General features: G+C 68.6%; 15 protein-coding genes and 1 pseudogene. 7 read left to right on the top strand and 9 right to left on the bottom strand.

Translation table 11 applies throughout. The features are described from left to right. Positions 1 to 45: 45 nt before the first annotated feature. Entirely contained in the window at positions 46 to 792 is a 747-nt protein-coding gene (locus tag QZ753_RS06380) for a response regulator transcription factor (RefSeq protein ID WP_294642012.1), read from the top strand. Further along, positions 792 to 2,051 (top strand): ATP-binding protein, encoded by a 1,260-nt coding sequence (locus QZ753_RS06375; protein ID WP_294642009.1) that lies wholly within the window; start codon positions 792 to 794, stop codon positions 2,049 to 2,051. Before QZ753_RS06380 ends, QZ753_RS06375 begins: the two co-directional genes overlap by 1 nt. Here QZ753_RS06375 and QZ753_RS06370 read toward each other — a convergent pair. From QZ753_RS06370 to QZ753_RS06360, 3 genes are all read right to left on the bottom strand, one after another. Then, complete coding sequence (locus tag QZ753_RS06370; RefSeq protein ID WP_294642008.1) at positions 2,038 to 2,649, bottom strand: hypothetical protein; 612 nt, start codon at positions 2,647 to 2,649, stop codon at positions 2,038 to 2,040. The genes QZ753_RS06375 and QZ753_RS06370 overlap by 14 nt on opposite strands. Positions 2,650 to 2,652: 3 nt before the next feature. Next, positions 2,653 to 2,901: a hypothetical protein gene (locus QZ753_RS06365; protein ID WP_294642006.1), complete on the bottom strand. Its 249-nt coding sequence runs from the start codon at positions 2,899 to 2,901 to the stop codon at positions 2,653 to 2,655. Positions 2,902 to 3,292: 391 nt separating this feature from the next. Continuing rightward, positions 3,293 to 5,803, bottom strand: coding sequence for a hypothetical protein (locus QZ753_RS06360; RefSeq protein ID WP_294642005.1), 2,511 nt, complete (start codon positions 5,801 to 5,803; stop codon positions 3,293 to 3,295). A 308-nt stretch (positions 5,804 to 6,111) separates the two neighbouring features. Here QZ753_RS06360 and QZ753_RS06355 point away from each other — a divergent pair, with 308 nt between their 5' ends. Together QZ753_RS06355 and QZ753_RS06350 are read left to right on the top strand one after the other, a co-directional pair. Beyond that, complete coding sequence (locus QZ753_RS06355) at positions 6,112 to 7,113, top strand: SDR family oxidoreductase (RefSeq protein WP_294642003.1); 1,002 nt, start codon at positions 6,112 to 6,114, stop codon at positions 7,111 to 7,113. A gap of 315 nt (positions 7,114 to 7,428) precedes the next feature. After that, positions 7,429 to 8,559: an L-dopachrome tautomerase-related protein gene (locus QZ753_RS06350; protein ID WP_294642002.1), complete on the top strand. Its 1,131-nt coding sequence runs from the start codon at positions 7,429 to 7,431 to the stop codon at positions 8,557 to 8,559. Positions 8,560 to 8,820: 261 nt separating this feature from the next. Here the strand turns inward: QZ753_RS06350 and QZ753_RS06345 are convergent, their stop codons facing one another. The 3 genes and pseudogenes from QZ753_RS06345 to QZ753_RS06335 form a co-directional block, all read right to left on the bottom strand. Continuing rightward, positions 8,821 to 10,368: a sodium:proton antiporter gene (locus QZ753_RS06345; protein ID WP_294642001.1), complete on the bottom strand. Its 1,548-nt coding sequence runs from the start codon at positions 10,366 to 10,368 to the stop codon at positions 8,821 to 8,823. 110 nt (positions 10,369 to 10,478) lie between these two features. Continuing rightward, entirely contained in the window at positions 10,479 to 10,676 is a 198-nt protein-coding gene (locus QZ753_RS06340) for a hypothetical protein (protein ID WP_367171496.1), read from the bottom strand. Positions 10,677 to 10,710: 34 nt separating this feature from the next. Continuing rightward, positions 10,711 to 11,435, bottom strand: a pseudogene (locus QZ753_RS06335) (IS5 family transposase); the annotation flags it as partial. An 827-nt stretch (positions 11,436 to 12,262) separates the two neighbouring features. On the opposite strand from QZ753_RS06335, the gene QZ753_RS06330 reads away from it, so the two are divergent. Genes QZ753_RS06330 through QZ753_RS06320 form a run of 3 tightly spaced genes read left to right on the top strand, consistent with a single transcriptional unit; the run spans position 12,263 to position 16,139 of the window. Further along, positions 12,263 to 13,837 (top strand): DUF4173 domain-containing protein, encoded by a 1,575-nt coding sequence (locus tag QZ753_RS06330; protein ID WP_294642000.1) that lies wholly within the window; start codon positions 12,263 to 12,265, stop codon positions 13,835 to 13,837. Further along, a complete protein-coding gene (locus QZ753_RS06325) occupies positions 13,837 to 14,535 on the top strand; it encodes a response regulator transcription factor (RefSeq protein WP_294641998.1) in 699 nt (232 codons plus the stop codon). Before QZ753_RS06330 ends, QZ753_RS06325 begins: the two co-directional genes overlap by 1 nt. A 59-nt stretch (positions 14,536 to 14,594) precedes the next feature. Continuing rightward, positions 14,595 to 16,139, top strand: a complete 1,545-nt coding sequence (locus QZ753_RS06320; RefSeq protein ID WP_294641996.1) for an ATP-binding protein — start codon at positions 14,595 to 14,597, stop codon at positions 16,137 to 16,139. Between the two features lie 439 nt (positions 16,140 to 16,578). On the opposite strand, the gene QZ753_RS06315 is transcribed toward QZ753_RS06320, so the two are convergent. From QZ753_RS06315 to QZ753_RS06305, 3 genes are all read right to left on the bottom strand, one after another. Further along, entirely contained in the window at positions 16,579 to 17,427 is an 849-nt protein-coding gene (locus tag QZ753_RS06315) for a fumarylacetoacetate hydrolase family protein (protein WP_294641994.1), read from the bottom strand. 9 nt (positions 17,428 to 17,436) lie between these two features. After that, positions 17,437 to 18,222, bottom strand: coding sequence for a shikimate dehydrogenase (locus QZ753_RS06310; protein WP_294641992.1), 786 nt, complete (start codon positions 18,220 to 18,222; stop codon positions 17,437 to 17,439). Positions 18,223 to 18,283: 61 nt separating this feature from the next. Next, on the bottom strand, positions 18,284 to 18,817 hold a 534-nt coding region (locus tag QZ753_RS06305; RefSeq protein WP_294641990.1), incomplete at its 5' end, for a substrate-binding domain-containing protein.

Here is an 18,817-nt window from a genome sequence, read left to right as displayed (position 1 = left end):
GTTGCCTCGGGGGCCGGGCTCCCCGAACAGGCTGCGGACGGTTGCATGACGATTCTGGTGGTCGACGACGACGCCGACATCCGAGAGCTCCTCGGGCGCTATCTCGAGGGGCAGGGGTTCGGCGTCGCGCTGGCGTCCGGCGCGCGCGAGTGCGAGCGGGCCGTGGCCGCCGGGGGGATCGACCTCGTGGTGCTCGACGTGATGATGCCCGACGGCTCCGGCCTCGACGTCTGCCGCCGCCTGCGCCACGACCGGCCGTCGCTGCCCGTGATCCTCCTGACGGCCCTGAAGGAAGACGTCGACCGGATCATCGGTCTGGAACTCGGGGCCGACGACTATCTCGGCAAGCCGTTCAACCCGCGCGAGCTCGTCGCCCGCATTCGTGCGGTCCTGCGACGGCAAGGCCGGCAGGACGCGGGGGACGGCCCGCCGGGCGATGCCGCCGCGCGGACGCCGCCCGAGGTGTCCTATCGCTTCGAGGGCTATGTCGCCGACCCCGTCTCCCGCTCGGTGCTCGACCCGCAAGGGCGGGACATTCCGCTCACCGGCTCCGAGTTCGACCTCCTGCGCATCTTCCTCGATCGCCCCGGCCGGCTCCTGTCGCGCGACACCGTGGCGGAGCATCTCTACGGGCGTGCGCCCACTGATCCGCTCGACCGCACGGTCGACGTCGCGATGAGCCGGCTGCGCCGCAAGTTCGGCGACAACGGCGTCTTCAAGCTGTTCAAGACGGTGCGCAACGGCGGCTACCAGCTCACCGCGCGCGTCGTGCGCGAGGCGCACGAGCCCTGATGTCGCTGCGCGCGCGCCTGATCGGGCTCCTCGTCGCGGCCATCGTCGCGGTCGTGGTTCTGGCCGCCGGGGCGACCGCCCTCGTCGTCGACGGTCCCGACGACGGCATGCGGGCCCGAAGCGCAGCGGATGCCGTCGTCGCTGTCGCCCGGCTCGTCGACGGCTCGCCCGCTCGGGCGCGGGACGCGGGCCTCACGCTCGCTCCACCGCCGCCCTCGGCCGGCGTCGATGCGGACGGCACGGCGGACATCGTCGGCGCGCTCCGCTCGGTCGGAAGCACGCTGCCGGCGGTCGTCGAGGCGACCGGCGAGCGGACGCGGCAGGTCGCCTTCCCGGTGACCGACACGGAGTGGGTCCGCATGGCCCTGCCGAGCGGCCCGCCGTCGCCGGTCTGGCCGCTCGCGAGCTACGGCCTCCTCGTGATCCTCGGCGCGATCGCGATCGCGGTGCCGATCGCCGCACGCATCCTGCGGCCCGTCCGCCTGATGGAGCACATCATTGCGAGCGTTCGCACGGACGGCACGCTGGCGCCGATTCCCGAGCGCGGGACGCCGGAGGAGCGGTCGATCGCCCGCTCCTTCAACGCCCTGTCGGCGCGGCTTTCGGCCGCCTACGAGGGGCGCATGCGCTTCATCGCGGCGGCCGGTCATGACCTTCGCACGCCGATGACGCGGCTTCGCCTCCGGGCCGAGTTCCTGCCCAAGGCGGAACGCGCAAGCTGGCTGCGCGATCTCGCCGAGCTCGACGCGATCGCCGACAGCGCCATCCGCCTCGTGCGGGAGGAGACGGACCCGTCCTCCTTCGAGCGTGTCGCGCTGGGAAAAATGATCGCGGCGATCGTCGGGGAACTCTCCGACATCGGGCTGCACGCGACCGCCACCGGCCGGGTGGAGGCCGATGTCGAGGCGCAGCCCATCGCCCTCAAGCGGGCGCTGCGCAACCTCGTGGAAAACGCCGCCCGGCATGGAGGCGGCGCCCGGGTCGCGGTGCGTCGCGAGGCGGACGCCGTCCTGATCGCGATCGAGGACGACGGCCCCGGCATTCCCGCCCCCTTCATGGACCGGGTCTTCGAGCCGTTTTTCAGTGTCGATCCGGCGCGCCAGAAGACGACGGGCGGGGCGGGGCTGGGCCTTGCGATCGCGCGCGAGATCATCGAGCGGCAGGGCGGCCGGATCACCCTCGCCAACCGCCCGCAAGGAGGGCTGCGGCAGGAGGTTCGCTTGCCGCCGCCGACGGATGACCGGCCTACCAGCCGATGACGCTGTCGGCCATGTCGACGAGGCGCCGGGCGACGGAGAGCCCACCCCGCGCCGTTGCCGCGACGATCCCGTCGCGCGGGGCTGCGGCTTCGTCGCCCTCGACCTCCGGCAGAGAGGCGACGGCGGACACGGCGATGTCGTCCAGACCATCGCTCGCCGCGGTCATCGGGGCCGGCGCCGTCGCGGCCGGCCGCCTGTTGAACGCCAGCAGCGGATCGCGCGATTCGCAGTCCGGCCGGCACCGGTCGAACAGCATGACGTCGCCGAGCCCCGGATCCGTTCTCCCTGAGGCGAGCCGGCGGGGCGGAACCGCGCCGGCCCTCGCGTCGCGCTGCCGCCAGACGGCTAAGCGTCCCGCCCGCACGTCCGCGCGCGTCGGGTCCTCTGCGAAGCGGTCAGCGGATACGTGCGCGGCGGCGGGACGGATGAAGGCGGCCGTCCGCGTCGGGGCCGATGCCGGCTCCTCGCGCGCAGTGGTTCGCTGCGGCGGGAACACCTCCGGTCCGAAGCGCGCGGCGACCTGGAGCCCGGCCATGACGGTGCCGGAGACGATCGCCTGAACGAGGAGGCGGCGGGCGAAGCTGCTCAGCGGCCCCATGGTTCAGTTCGCCCTCATCGCCGCGTCGATCAGAAGGCTGCGGCGATCGGGCGAGACGCAGGCCTCGAGCGACGCATCCCGGCCGGATGCGGCCGGCATGGTGTCCGCCTGGACCGTCGCAGCGTCCGGGGCGCCGGACGACCATTTCAGCTCCGGCGTGTAGTAGAGGGCGAGCGCAATCATGGTGCACGCAACGAAGCGGAACGCGACCTCGCCCTTCGACGGCAGCGCCCTGTCTGTGTTCTGGTCCATGTCCCCTCGCGGTCCCCATCTGGTCGGGCCAAGGGGTAGGCGCCACCTGCGGCCGAAGGGCGTCACCGGCGTGACGAAATGTTACGGTTGGTATCCGCAGCGTCGAGGTCACAGTCGTCTGCTCGTGATCGTTCGTCGGCACGCGAAGCGGCGGGCGGCGCCGGCCAATCCGGCCCTCTCGTCCCGGCACGGCGTTTTGCGATGGACGAGCGCGACCGCCTCGCTGGACCCGTCGGCGATCCCCCCTCCCGCACGCCGGAGGTCCCCCCCTCGGGCAACTCACGATCGGTGGGCGCGTCGTGCCCGCCCTTGCATCGGAGTCGCGCTGGCCCGTCGCACGCAAGGGCCAACCGGACAGGCAGGACGGCCTCGCATGCCGCCGCCTGGAGCGCTACCGGGCCTGACCCGCGGGTGCCCAGTCCTGGAACAGCAGGAGCAGGTTCTGTCTCGACCCGTCCATGATCGACAGGGCGCGTTTCAGGAGTTCGCGCCGCACCTCCAGCGCCTTCAGCCGCGCCTGTTCGGCGCTCATGTCGACCTCCGCCATCGTCCTGAACGCGTCCCGATAGATGCCTTCCAGACGGGCGCTGAAGCTTGACTGGATGCGAAGTTGGGAGCCGACGTGCCCGACGTAATCCTCCGCCTCGATCACCCGCGCGACGAGCACGGCGATGTTCGAGGCGATGGCGTCGACATGCTGGAGGAAGCGACCGTCGTCCAGGGCGGCGAGGGCCTCGACGGTCCGATCGAGCGTCATGAGCGTGGTGCCTGCGGGAAGCGCCGAGCCGGAGCGGAGGGTGACGCCGGCGAGCGCCAGGCTGCCGCTGCCCGCGACGGCCTTCGTGAACCGGAGCCGGTTCGCAGAGGCGGCGACGTCCACGCCCGCCACCCCGGCCTCGGCGAGGGCCTGCCGCACGACCCGGGCGAGCTGATCCGCGTCCTCGATCCGCCCAGCGGAAAATCCGGCGTCCGTGCCGAGAGCCGCCTCGATCGTGCCGCGGTCGAGCGTGACGAGGGTTCCGGGTCGCCCGTCCACCGAGAGTTCGAAGGAGATCGACTGGCTTTCGTCGAGAACCAGCGGTCCGGCGAGATCGCTGCCGGTCGTCAGAGTGGCCTGCGTTGCGGCGACGATCGGTGACTGGACGTTTCGGAGTTCGAGCGTGTCGCCATCGGCGGATGGGCCGGTCGCGGTGAACTGCAGCCGCCGACCCGACGCGGCCACCGACACGTCGCCGATCCCGGCGCGTCGCATGGCCTCCGCGACGACGCGCGCCAGCGCCGCCGCATCGGCGATCGTTCCGCTCGACGGACCGTAGCCGGCATCCGAGGCCAGCGCATTGTCGACGTCCGCCTTCGTGATGGTGACCGTGGTGGGATCGCCGTTGCGCACGAGATCGAAGCGCAGTGTTCCGCCGTCTGCGATCGTCACCGGCCCCTCGAAGTCGGACCCGGTGGTGAAGGCCGCGCGTGTTCCGCTCACCGCCGCGGTTCCGCTCGACGATCCAGGGCGCAGACCGCTATCGCCGACGGTGGCGCCGTTTCCGTCGATGCCGGTGATGGAGGAAACCCGGATGTTGCCGCTGATCTTCAGGTAGACGGCGACCTCGCCGCCGACGACGGTGGCGCCGACATACGCGCCATAGGTCGGATCGCGACCGATGGCGGCGTTGATGGCAACCGCCATGGAGGTCGTATCCGTCACCCCGGCCAGCTGGACGTTGATCGTTCCGGAGCCGGCCTGACCGCCGGCGAGGGCGTCGATCTGCAGGCGCAGCCGATCGGTGCTGTCGACGCCGGCCAGACTGAAGCTGCCCAAGGCATCGTAGGTTCGAGATTGGCCGCCGATGGTCGCCTGCGTCGAACTGTAGGCCGATTGGGGACTGAGGCCGCCGGTGCCCGTCACGGTTCCGTTCCCGTCCGATACGGCGATGTTCGCGACGGCGAGACTGGCGCCCGCTCCCGTGCTGGCCGTGGCGAGGGTGATCGCGCCGTCCGTCCCGGTGGTGACCCGCACCCTGCCACTGCCCATCGCCGTGTCGACCGCGCCCTGCAGCGCCGTCGCGAACGAACCCGCGTTCGCGGCCGTGGGAAGAGCCACCGTCACGGTCCGGCGCACGCCATCCACCGTCAGATCGAACTGCAGCCGGTCGCCGCTTCCGAACGTTGCAGCATCGAGGGAGCCGAGGCGGAGGGACGCGCCGGTGGCATCCCGCGCGCCGACGCCAGCGGTGACACCGACATTCGTGCCGGCGAGCCCGTTCGCCGGCACGGAGAAGGCGTCGGCTCCCGGATCATCCGTCGTCGCTCCCGAAAGGCCGGGCAAGGCCGCGCCGGTGCTGTCGACTGCCGACAGACCCGAAAGATCGAACGGTGTCTCGAGGAGGCCGTCCCCCGATCCCATGCCGAAGAGGACGGTCCGGCTCTTGTCGAGAGCGATCGCGTAACGCGTGGGGTCGGTCTCGAGGGATCCTGGAAACGTCAGGATGTCGGCCGACCCCGTGAGGATGCCGGTTCCCGAAACGGACGCTTCCCCTGCGATCGTTCGCAGCGCTTCGACCGCGGAGCGCAATTCGGCGTCGAGGGCGGATCGCTCCGCCGGATCGCTCTTCGCCTTCGCCAGCAGCAGTTGGAGCGCCTGCAGGGCCTCTCGCGTGTGGCTCAGCCCGTCCGCGCCTCGGGCCGTCAGAACATGGGCCCGGTCGAGATCGGCGCGGAGCACCGAGAGGGCGGACGCCCGGGATCGGAATTCGGTCGAAACCCGCCACGTCGCGGGATCGCTCGAAGGGCTCGTCACCCGCAGGCCCGTTGCCAGACGGGCCTTGGACAGGGCGATCTGCTGGTCGATGCGCCTCAGCGATCGAAACGCCGGCAGCTCGCTGCCGGACAGGGCCGTGATCATCATTTCCGCATTCGCCAGTTGATGGAGTCGAGACTCGATGGCGTGGGAAGTGCCGGAATTTCATCGCCCCCGGATAAACCGGCGAGGGAGGAATTTAACCCAATTTTATGACACGTTAACGGAATGCTTCGCCCGATCCATCGGTATCGCCGCGAGCGAGAGCGCCCGTAGCAGGGCTTGAGCAGCTTGCGGCGGAGCCGGCGGTGGTCTCGTGCGGGCTCGGGCGCAAGCGGCGTTTCCACATGCGGCAAATGCGACCGGGAACCATCGGTTCGCTGCGGGCTTCGCTCTGGAAGACGGAGAGATGCCCCATGACCGATACGAACCGCCGCACGTTTCTGGCCGGAGCGGCGTTGACCGCCGGCGCCGCCGTGACGCTCGCCTCCAATACGCGGGCGTCCGCACAGGCCGAGGCCGCCACCCCCGCCGCCCCGACCGCCCCGGGTGCCGCCGCCTATCCGGCGCCCCCCTATCCCACCGAGATGCAGCCCTGGCCCGGCCTCGCCTCGAAGATGAACCCGCGGCCCGACCATGGCGAGACAAGCTACAAGGGCTCGGGCAGGCTGGCCGGCAAGAAGGCGCTTATCACCGGCGGCGACAGCGGCATCGGCCGGGCCGCGGCCATCGCGTACGCTCGCGAAGGGGCCGACGTTGCCATCAACTACCTGCCGGCCGAAGAGCCGGACGCGAAGGAAGTGGTCGCCCTGATCGAGGCGGAGGGGCGCAAGGCCGTCGCCATTCCCGGCGATCTGCGGACCGAGGCGTTCTGCCGGAGCCTCGTGGCGCAGGCGGCCGACCAGCTGGGTGGCCTCGATATTCTCGTCAACAACGCGGCCCTGCAGCAGACGCGGCCATCGATCGCTGACATCTCGTCGGACCTGTTCGACGATACGATGAAGACCAACGTCTACGCGCCGTTCTGGCTGACGAAAGCCGCGCTGGAGCGAATGGGTGCCGGCGCGGTCATCGTGAACACCTCGTCAGAGCAGGCCGGCAACCCGTCGCCCGAGATCATGCACTATGCGATGACCCGTGCCGCGGTGCTCAACTTCACGAAGGGGCTGGCGAAGGAACTCGCGCCGCGCGGTATCCGGGTCAACGCGGTCGCGCCGGGCCCGTTCTGGACGCCGCTTCAGGTGTCGGGCGGCGCGACGGAAGAGAAGCTGCGCATGTTCGGCGGCGACTCGCCGATGGGACGCGCGGGGCAGCCGGCCGAGATCGCGGGCCTCTACGTCGCGGCCGCCGATCCGCTCCTCAGCTACTCCACGGGGCAGATCTTCGGTTCGACCGGCGGTAACGGCCAGCCGGCCTGAACGAAGCGGTCAACCCCGAGCACCTCGGCGTCTCGCCTCTTGATCCGAGAGAACGAAAGCCGCGGCGAAGCAATCCCATCGCCGGGCGCCGCTCCACCGAGTTCGCGTATCCCGCCTCGGACTGAGCCCATCCTGCGGCACAGCGGGCACCGGGAATACGACAAACGGGAATGCTCGCGTGATTCAGGACGTGATGCCGCGACATCGTTGGCCGGCTCTGGAAAGACCGATGCGAACCCCCGGGAGAACATGGCGGTTCGGGCGTTCGTCTCGGACCAGCGATGCCGGACCGTCCGGCCGACCAGCGAGACGACGATGAACCAACCTCTGTCACGCCTTACCGCCGCCGCCCTGTCGACTGCCGCGGTCCTTTTCGTCGCACTTCCCGCATCGGCGCAAACCGCGCCAGCCACAGTCGAGAAGGTCGCGGACTTCCCCCATCAGGTGACGGGCGTCACCGTCTCGGAGGACGGGCGCATCTTCGTCAACTTCCCACGCTGGACGGAGGACGCGCCCGTCTCGGTCGCGGAAGTCGGCAAGGACGGCTCGATCCGACCTTATCCGAACGGAGACTGGAACGCCTGGCGCAACGCCCGGAAGGACGAACTGTCGGCCGGCGACCACTTCGTCTGCGTTCAGAGCGTCGTCGCCGACGGGCGCGGCTCGGTCTGGGCGCGGGACGCCGGCGCGCCGGCGCAAAGCCTTCTCGTGCCGGGCGCCCCGAAGCTGGTGCGCATCGAACTCGCGACCAACGCGGCCACGAAGACGCTTCGCTTCGACGAGAGTGTCGCGCCCCAGGGGTCCTACCTCAACGACGTCCGTTTCTCGCCGGACGGGCGTCACGCCTTCATCACCGACAGCGGCGCGAGAGGGGCGCTCGTCGTGGTCGACCTCGACAGCGGGAAGGCCGTGCGCGTTCTCGACGGCGACCCCTCGACGCAGGTGAAGAAGGGGCTCGTCGTGGAAGCGGACGGCCAGCCGCTTCGCCGGCCCGACGGGCGCGGCGTCGAGTTCTCGGCCGACGGCATCGCCCTGTCGAAGAACGGTCGGCACCTCTACTGGCAGGCGATCAAGGGCGACACGCTCTACCGGATCGAGACGGCCGTGCTCGTCGGGGCGCTGAACGGGAGCGTCGACGTCGCGGCGAAGGTCGAGACCGTCGGCCGGAACGGCGTCGCGGACGGCCTTCTCATCGGGCGCGAAAGCGGCGACATGTACGTCACCGCGCCGCAGGACGACGCCGTCAAGATCCGCGACCTGTCGTCCGGCGCCTCCGGCGAGCCCCGCATCCTCGTCAAGGACGAGCGCCTGCGCTGGCCGGACACGCTCGCCGAAGAGCCGGACGGAACGGTCTACGTCACCACCTCGCGCATTCAGGACAGCGCCTTCTTCAAGCCGGACGCCCCGGCCGCGCTGCCGACGCAGCTCTGGCGCATCGTGCGCTAGAGGCATGGTCCCGCCACCGGCGTTCAATCGATCGAGGCTTCGCGCCCGTCGACTGCAGCACCGCGGGACCGAGCGGATAACGAAACGTTCGCTCGGCTCATGCTCGGCCGCGACCGGGCGACCCTCGATGCGCCGGCGTGCCGTTCGGATCGGACTCGTCGCCACTGACGACGGCGTTCGGACACGCCGGACGGCACGGTGCCACCTTCTCGTCCGGCCGGATCGAGGGACCGCAGGAGACCGGCAGCGAGCCGTGCGCCGTCAGGTTCTCGTCGCCGTCGCGAGATCGGCAAGGTCGAGTTCCTCCTCGATGATGTGGAAGGCGTCGTCACCGATCATGCCGTCCCGGCGAAGGGCGAGCAGCCGCTGCCGGCGCACCGCAAGGACCCTCGCCCGGAGCGCCTTCTCGGGCGGTGTCGGCCGGCCGTCGCCCTCGGTTGCTTCCTGCGCGACACGCCGTTCGAACTCCAGTTCCTCCCGCAGGATCTCGGCGCCCGCCGCCGCGTCGTCGCGGGTGGCCGAGAGGCCGGCTTCGGCGAGGGCGACGCGCGCCGTTCTGACCTCGCGTGCGACGGGACCGTCGTCGGCGAGCCTCAGCGCCTTCACCAGGGGGCGCAGCGTCGGCCCTTGGATCACGAGGGTGCCGAGCGTGACGGCGAAGGCGCAGAACAGGAGCATGTCGCGCTCAGGGAAGTCGCCAGGCAGGGCCAGCGCCGTCGCAACGGTGACGATGCCCCGCGTGCCCGCCCAGCCGACGACGAGGCCGGTGCGCCAGTCCGGGGGCACCCCGTCCACGTCCCAACCTTCGTGGCGATCGATCTGCCGACGGCTCCAAAGGGCGGCCGCGAGCGTCCAGACGAGCCGTACCGCGATGACGGTAAGAAGGACGGCTGTGCCGACGGTGGCCCATCGCCCGAGTTCGCCTTCGGGTGCGGCCGTGATGACGGCGCCGAGCTCCAGGCCGATGACGAGGAAGGCGACGATGTTGAGAACGACGACCGCCGTATCCCAGACCGCGAAGGACGGGATGCGCAGGCTTGCCGACTGGTAGGCTCCCGGAAGCCGCGCCAACGTCATGCCGTAGGCGACGACCGAGAGGATCGGGGACATGCCGAGCCGCTCGGACACCACCCAGACTCCGAACGTCGAGACGAACTGGAAGATGATCGACGAGGGCGCGTCCTCGATCCGCCGCGTGATGTTGCCGACCAGCCATGCGAGCCCCAGCCCCGCGGCCACGCTGCCGACGAGCGAGAGCAGGAAGGCGGGCGCGATCACCTCGGCGCCGATGCTTCCCCCGGAGGCGACGGCGGCCAGCGCCAGGCGATAGATCAGGAGCGTCGAGGCATCGTTGAGGAGCGCCTCGTTGCGCAGGATCACCGAGACGCGATGCGGCAGGCGCACATCCTGCAGGACGGTCGTCGTCGCGACCGCGTCCGGCGGCGCGACGATGGCCCCGATCGCGATGGCGGCCGCCCAGGGAATGCTCGGCACGAGGAGGTGGACGACGAGGGCGACCGCGGCGGTGGTGACACCGACCGCGACGAGCGCGAGGCTTAGGACCGCGCCCCAGTTGCGCTTCAGGTCGCGCCACGAGGTGTCGTAGGCGGCGTCGAGGAGGACGGGCGCCACGAAGAGCGCCAGTACCAGCTCGGGCTCCAGATGGAACTCGACATGGAACGGCGCCAGAGCGATGCCGACCCCCGCGACGGAGAGGAGGACGGGGTAGGGGAGGTGCCGCCGCCGCGCGAGGCCGAGGATGAGGACGCCAATCGCCAGCATCGCGAGGATGGTCTCGAACACGATCATGCGGCGGCTCCCGGGGCGGCTTCTCGACTGCGTCGGGAGCTAGCGTGGCCCGGCGCCGGCGCCATGGACGATCACCGTCGCCGCCTCACGGATCGCGCTTGGCGCTGACCTCACCCGGCAGGCGAGCGACGCGCCTTGAGCCTATCCAGTTCGCGAACGACGGCCGGGAGAATGCCGTCGACGATGCGCTTCACGCCGGCCGCGTTCGGATGGATGCCGTCGCCGAGGTTGAGGCTTCTCCGGCCGGCGACCCCCTCGAGGAAGAACTGATACAGGGCGGCCGAGTGCCGGTCGGTTCGGGAGCGCACTCGTCACGCATTGAGTCAGATGCGGACGGCTGCGAGCTGCGAGCAGGTTGCCGGGCCGTCGGTCGTAGCGGGTGGTTAGACCACACATCTGCTTGAGACATTTGTAGAAGCGCTCGAGGAGGTTGCGCTGGCGACAGACCCATCGGCTGGGGGCGAAGCTGCCCTTGCGCATCGAGCGCTTCTCAGGTGTCTCGCGCAGCCACGAAAGACCGGATGCCGTCGGTAAAGTAGGCCTTATCCGCGACGACCCTCGCATCTGGGCGCGACGGCGTGAAGCAACTTGGCCACCACACCAGCTTGCCCGGCGGTCAATTCGAGACGCATGGGCAGGCCCTCGGCATCCAGCAGGGCATGGATCTTGATCGTCAGGCCGCTGCGTGAATATCTCAAGCAAAGGATCGGCAGGCACCCCGTCTTGCCCGCGGCGCCATGCTGATGAACACGCCCGCAGGAGCTATCGATCATGACGATGTCGCCGTCATAAACTTGGCTCACCGCCTCCGGTTGCCGGTCCCAGACACCAACAGCGCGCCATCGGGTGAAGCGGCTGTAGAGAATGGTGCACGGGCCGTAGCGCTTGGGCCCATCCCGCCAGGACGAGCCGGTCCGAAACCGCCAGAGGATGCCGTCGATCACCCTTCGCTCGTTCACATGAGGCACACCGCGGCGATTCCTTGGCGACAGCGGTTCGACCACCGCCCTTTCGTGATCCGTCAGTTCATGACGACGCTTGCCGACCTTCTTCTCAGGAGGGTGGATCGGATCGACCCATGACTGTGAACCCCGTTTTGGTGACACTGCCTCGAACGCGCTTTCTCCTACGCGAGCGTGTCGCCAGCACGATAAGAGACACGTCGTCCAGAAGTAAAAACAGAACGGCGGAGACCATCGCCCGCCATTCCATGTTGTCGCTGCCAGGTTCTTTGGGTCACCTAAGCTGCATCAGCTGTCACAAAATAACCAAAGAGAAAAGACCAGCGACGTAGAGCGTCACGAGCAGAACGTAGCCTAAGACCCGAATGGGGAGCGAGTTCTAGGTCTTTGCTGAGGACGGTTCGCTCAGCGCTTTTACTCCGAAACGGCGGATCGGTCCGACGGTATGGACGTCCGTTCAACGCTATCCCGAACAGCATTGCTCATTGGCCAACAGGGGTCGGCAGCGGACTGACGGCTTCCAGGTGTCCGGTTTCTCGATCGCCCGCAACCGGACAGGGTCGAAACGCTACCCTCAGGTTCCGGGCGCGATTGACCTGAAAGCTGGCGGTTGGCCATTGGCGCATCGGCTCTGGTTCAGCACCTGCGGGGTGCCCAGGAGAACGATCGAGCGTGCGCCCGTAAAGCGCCTACACATCTGCTGCACGTAAATTCTGATCATCTGCACGCTCTGCGCACACGGCCTCCCTGCCTTGCGGCGAAAAGGACGGCATGAGATCGAACCGACACCGCTTCCCGCCGCCCGGCACGTCCCTCCCAGACCGCCTCCTTCGTGACGGTTGGTGGCTTGCCGATCCTTCGCCCCGCGATGCCGCACCGACGGGCGCGCCGTCGCCTCCGGCGGAACCGGCACTGGACGAGGGGAGGCTCCGATGACGACCGGTCCTTCCCAGCCGCGACTGCGCGATTACGCGATCGCCGCCCTTCTTCTGGCCGGCATCTCGGACACGCTGTTCTTCGACAATCTCGGCCGTCCGCTCGGCCTTACCGCGCCTCTCTTCGCAGCACTTCTCGCCTCGGCGATCCTCGTCTGCAACCGCCGCTTCCTTTCCAGAAGTCTTGCAACGCCCGTTCTGCTTCTCCTCCTCGGCTTCGCGTCGCTGTTGGAGGCCATCAATCTGAGGTCGCTCGGCCTCACGGCGGCTTGCCTCGCTCTCTTTTCAATGGCGGCAGCTGGACGTCTGCCGGCCTTCAGTCAGGCGCCTGCGGCTCTCATCCGCTTCTTCCTCGCCTTGCCCCTCTCGCTGCCCCGCGACAACAGGCGGCGTGTCCTCGCGCAGCGAAGAGCCAAACAGCGAGCCTCCGCTCAGCACATGTCTGTCCAGGTCTGGCTGGTCTGGCTGATGCCTCTCGTTTTCGCCGCCGGATTTGCGTTGCTTCTGGCTGCGGGTAATCCGATCCTCGAGCGCTGGCTCAGCCTCATCGATCTCTCTTGGATCGTTGGCTTCCTGGTTCCAGGCCGTATCGGCTTCTGGCTGTTGGCGGCGATGCTGACATGGCCGTTCCTGCGTCCGCGCCAACGTCGGAGCGTGGGCGCGCGCAAGGTTTCTGCGCTTGTTGAGACCATCTCGCAGCGCGATGCGCCACTCCCGAGCCATTCCCCCTTGTGGTCGCAGCACGTTTATGGACGAGCGGCGATCCTCCGGGCTCTGCTCCTCTTCAATGCCGTGTTCGCGGTTCAGACGCTGCTCGATGCCTCTTATCTTTGGGGCGGCATCGAACTTCCCGACGGCATCAGCTGCGCGGCCTATGCCCATCGCGGAGCGTACATGCTGGTCGTCACCGCGCTGCTGGCCGCAGCGTTCGTGCTGGTCGCACTGCGACCTGGAGCGGAGGCTGCCGGCGATCGCCGAATCCGCGGCCTCGTCTTCCTCTGGATCGGACAGAACGTGGTGCTGGTCCTGTCGGCGATGCTTCGCCTCGAGCTCTACGTCGACGTCTATGCTCTGACCCACTGGCGTCTGGCGGCTTTCGTCTGGATGGGCGTCGTCGCGGTGGGGCTGCTCCTCATCTGCGTTCGGATCGCAGGCGGACGATCCAACCGGTGGCTGGTGGGGGCGAACCTCTGCGTCCTTGCTATCGTGGTCGCCGGCTCCTGCTTCGTGGACGATCGCGCCCTCGTCGCCGGCTTCAACGTCACCCACAGCCGGGAACTTTCGGGCGAGGGCGTCAGGCTGGACGCCGACCATCTCGTCTCGCTCGGACCTGCCGCGATCCCCGCCATGGACCGGTACCTCCTGCATGTCGCGATACGCAGCTACACCGCGATGGCCTTGAGCGATGCGCGCCGCTCGCTGGCAGAGGAGCATCGCCTCTCGATGCGAGACTGGCGGACTTGGACCTTTCGCAACTGGCGGCTTTCCCGCTATCTGGAGACCCATGCTCCCGCTTCGGTTCCGCTCGCGTCGATGGGGCCGTTTTTTCCACCTGTTGCCGGATCGAACTGATGGCGCCCCGCATCCTCGTGGTCGATGACGACCCCCATATCCGCGAGGTCATCTGCTTCGCCCTGGAGAAGGCGGGGATGACGACCGACGTCGCGGGCGACGGCCGCGCCGCGCTGCAGCGGTTCCGCCAGCGCCCTACGGACATGCTGGTTCTCGACGTCGGCATGCCGGAACTCGACGGGCTGGAGGTCTGCCGGGAGCTCCGGAAGACCTCGGCGGTCCCTATCCTGTTCCTCTCGGCGCGAGACGACGAGATCGACCGGGTCCTCGGGCTGGAAATCGGGGGCGACGACTATGTCACGAAGCCGTTCAGCCCGCGCGAGCTTGTGGCCCGCGTCAACGTTATCCTGCGCCGGATGCGGACGGTTCCGGCAGCGACGGAACTCGCCGAGCTGGTCCTGTCGAAGGGCCGACTGCGCCTCGATGTGGCCGGTCGCACGACGACGTTCTCGGAGCGGAGCATTGTTCTGACCAACATGGAGTTCGGCATCCTTCGTCGTCTTTTGGAACGCCCCGCACATGTCCTGACCCGCCAGCAGATCGTGGACGCCAGCCACGCCTCGAACGTCCACGTCTCGGATCGAACGGTCGACAGCCACGTCCGCAACATCCGGGCCAAGTTCGCCAAGGCCGGGGGCGCAGACGTCATCGAGACTGTTCACGGCGCAGGCTTCCGGCTGGGGCGCTGCGGCGCGTGAGGCCATTGCGGCAAGGGCGAGAGAAATGGCGCCCCCAGCTCAGCCTCGTCGTGAGCCTGATGCTGCTTGCGGTCCTGTCGCTCCCGCTCGCGAGCCTCGTCCTGTTCCGGTTCTACGAAAATCAGCTCATTCGCCAGACTGAGGCCGAACTGATCGCGCAAGGGGCTGCGCTGGGTGCTGTGTTTGCCCAGGAACTGCACGATGATCCCGTGCTGGCAACGCTGCCTGTCGCTCCGGCGGCGGCGGTCTCCGCCGATCCCGGGCACGGCCGGTTCCGTCCTGTCGAGCCGGCCCTGGATCTTGCCGACGATCCAATCCTGTCACCGCGGCCCTTGGCGCGCGCGGCGGCTCGGCCGTCACCCTTGGCCGACAAGGGTGCTGGCATGACGGACATCCTCATCGCGACGCAGCGCTCGACCCTGACGGGCTTTCGCCTCCTCGACCCCTGGGGCACGGTGATCGCAGGCGCGGATGAGGTCGGCATGTCGCTCGATGAGGTCGACGAGGTGCACGATGCTCTCTCCGGTCGATATCGCAGCGTCCTGCGCCGACGGGTCTCCGACGAGCCGACGCCCCCGCTCTATTCGATCAGCCGCGGAGCGCGACTGCGCGTCTTCGTGGCGATGCCTGTGGTCTCGCAGGATCGGCTGGTCGGCGTCGTGTACCTGTCCCGCACTCCCAACAACATCCTGCGTCACCTTTATGTCGAGCGCGGCAAGCTGGCGCTGGCCGGGCTGGCGATGGGCGGCGCGACCATCGCCATCGCCTTCGTGTTTATGCGCACCATCGGGCGACCCATTTACGAATTGCGCCGTCGAACCGCTCGGATCGCGGCAGGCGATGTGAGTGCGCTTCAGCCTCTTCGCCGCCAAGGCACGCGCGAGATGGCGGAGCTTTCGGACGCGTTCCTCGACATGGCACGGGAGCTTGAGGGCCGATCGGACGCGATCCGGGTCTTCGCCACGCACCTGTCGCACGAACTGAAGTCGCCGCTTACTGCCATCCGGGGCGCCGTCGAGTTGGTCCGCGACGAAGGGATGGACATGGAGGACCCGACGCGTCGTCGGTTTCTCGACAACGTGCTGGCCGATACGGATCGGCTCGTGATCCTAGTGCGACGGCTAATAGAACTGACGCGCGCCGAAAGTCTCATGGCGACGAACGAAGCCACAAGCGTCGAGCAGGCTCTGTCCACCCTCGGACCCCGGATGCCCCTGCCGATCGATCTCGACGCGGCGGCGCAAATGCCCTTGGCCATTTCGACGGAAGCCCTCGGCATCGTCCTAGCGAATCTCTTCGACAACGCCGCCCGGCATGGGGCGACGAGGATGGGCATCACGGTCGAACGGCAGGGGGGCCAGGTGCGGATCGGCGTGTGCGACGATGGCACGGGCATCTCAGAGGCGAACCGCGATCGCATCTTCCAGCCCTTCTTCACGACCCGGCGCGAAAGCGGCGGCACCGGGCTGGGTCTTGGCATTGTGGTCGCCCTCCTGAAGGCTTACCACGGCACGATTCGACTGGATCGGGCAGAAACAGGATCTCGATTCATCATCGAACTTCCCTTCAAAACCGGCTTCCTGCCGCATACCGCCCCAGTCTAGCTTCGTGAAACGAGGATCGGATCACTTTCCCGTCGCACTCTGGTCCAGTTCGGCAGACGATCCGCAGACCAACTGAGCACCCAGCGGATTCACCTGCCTCTGGAAGAACTTGTTGCATCCCTCCTGAGGCTGCAGGGCATCGCCGACCAGAGCGATTGCTTCCGGGGCGAGGCCGAAGGGCGTCGGGAAGTCTGCAATGGGTCGAAACCTAACCGGCTGCCTCCGGGCAGCTGATTCTCTCGCCGCTCGAGCCTGGACGGGGGTGGGATTCCGACTGTCTGCTTCCGCAAAGCGCTTTCGCAGAGGCAGACAGGTAGGTACGTGTGGTATTTCACGGGCGGGCAGGGCATGGAGCCATCCTCGGAACAGCTCGCTAACATCTGCGCTGCTAGCCCTTCCTCCCGCTGATCACTCCTGCGGGGAAGCTGCGAGCATTCGCTCAGGCTTCACGCGGCCGAATGGTCTGCTGCTGTTCGCCGAGACCCGTGATGCCGAGCCGCATCGTGTCGCCCGCCTTCATGAAGACCGGAGGCTTGCGACCGAGACCGACGCCGGGCGGCGTCCCGGTCGTGATGATGTCGCCGGGTTCCAGCTTCATGAAGCGGCTCGCATAGGCGACGATGTGGGCGCAGGTGAAGATCATCCGCGTGGTCGTGCCGGTCTGCTCGCGCTGTCCGTTCAGGTCGAGCCAGAGATCGAGCTTCTGCGGGTCACCCAGTTCGTCGCCCGTCACCAGCCAGGGACCGCAGGGGGCGAAGGTCGGATAGCTCTTGCCCTTCGACCACTGACCCTCCCATTCGAGTTGATACTCGCGCTCCGAAAGATCGTTGAGGATGGTGAAGCCCGCCACGTAGGAGATGGCTTCCGCCTCGTCGACATGCCAGGCCGTGCGACCGATCACGAAGGCGAGTTCGACCTCCCAGTCGAGCTTCACGGAGCCCGGCGGCAGGATGACGTCGTCGTTGGGGCCGCTCAGGGCGCCCGTGTGCTTGTTGAAGATGATCGGCTGCGAGGGGATGGGCGCGTTCGTTTCCTCGGCATGGTCGGTGTAGTTCAGGCCGATGCAGACGAGGTTGCCGACGCGCGCGACGGGAACGCCGAGCCGCACGCCCTCCTCGACGAGGGGCAGGGTGGCCGGGTCGATCGCGCGTAGGCGATCGAGGCTTTCCGACGAAAGCGTCTCGCCGTCGATGTCGCGGATCGTGCCCGACAGGTCGCGCACGCGCCCGTGCGCATCCACGATGCCCGGCTTCTCGGACCCTGCGGCCCCATAGCGAACGAGTTTCATGTCGTCTCCCTAGTTTGTCTGAGCCGTGGTTCGGCTCTCGCTCGGCCCGATGCCGAGGAATTCGACGATCGCCTCCGTCTGGGCGGCGACCATGGCGGCACCTCCCACGGCCCGGCACCCCGCGCGCCGGGCGGCCTCGAGAAGGGCGGTGGCCGGGCGCGTCACGATGTCCACGACCGCGAGCCGTTCGTGCAGACCGGAAAGGTCGACGGGCGAGCGGTCGTCCGGCCCCATGCCGACGGGCGAGGCGTTGACGAGGAGGTCGAGCTGCGCGAGGTCTAGGGCCGCGCGGGGCTCGGCGGGGGTGCCGCCTGACGCGACGCGCGCGGCGAGGCTCGCAGCCCGGTCGGCGTTCCGGTCCGTCACGCTCAGCGAGCGGACGCCGCGATCGGCGAGGGCGAAGGCGATGGCGCTGCCCGCGCCGCCCGCGCCGACGAGCCCGACCCGCAGGCCCGCGGGTTCGACACCCAGTGTCCGCACCGCTCCGACGAGTCCGACACCGTCGAAGATGCTGCCTTCCCAAGTGCCGTCGGGCCTGCGGCGGGCGGCGTTCACCGCGCCGACGCGGCGAGCCGAATCGTCCACATGGTCCAGCATCGGAACAATGCGGGCCTTAAAGGGCATCGTGACGACGACGCCGTCGAGATTGGCGAGGCGCATGAGCGCCGGCATGTCCGCTTCGAACCGATCGCTCTCGATCTCCATCGGCACCATGACTGCGTCGATGCCATGGCGCGCGAACAGCGGGTTGAAGTTCTCGGGCGACTTCGCCTGCCGGATCGGGTTTCCGACCATGCCTACGAGGCGCGTTGCGCCGGTCAACGTCGGGGTGGGAGCGGGGAAAAACACGTGGGGTTCAGCCTTCGGAGTTGGCATGGAACGGCGAGGGGCCCCCGCGGGGCGGTGGTCCCGAGGACGCGCGCAGCACGATCTCGGCCTCGCTTTCCAGCGGGTAGTCGGGCTTGCGGCCCATCACGAGGTCGAGGATCAACCGCGCGGCGCGGATGCCGATCTCCTCTCCCGGGACGCGCACGGTCGTTACGGGTACGGGCAGGTGGCTCATGATCTCGATGTCGTCGTATCCGACGATCGAGACGTCCTCGGGCACCCGGACACCGCGTGCGGTTGCCTCAAGGATGGCGCCGACCGCCAAGGGTGCGTTGCCGCAGACGATGGCAGTGGGACGCGGGTCGGTGTCCATGAGCTGCGCGAAGAGCTTGCGCCCCTCCTCGATCGTCCAGGTGCCGATCGCCAGGTGCTGGGGGCGCACCGCAAGGCCGCGCATCGCGAGTGCGTCCCGGATGCCGGAAAGGCGGGCGCTCGCGCGGTCGTTGTTCTCGGTCGCCTGCGCGATCACGGCGAAGCGGACGTGGCCGAGGTCGGCCAGGTA

This window comes from uncultured Aureimonas sp. (assembly GCF_913775355.1).
Lineage (GTDB): Bacteria > Pseudomonadota > Alphaproteobacteria > Rhizobiales > Rhizobiaceae > Aureimonas.
This window is presented reverse-complemented; position numbering and strand designations above follow the sequence as displayed.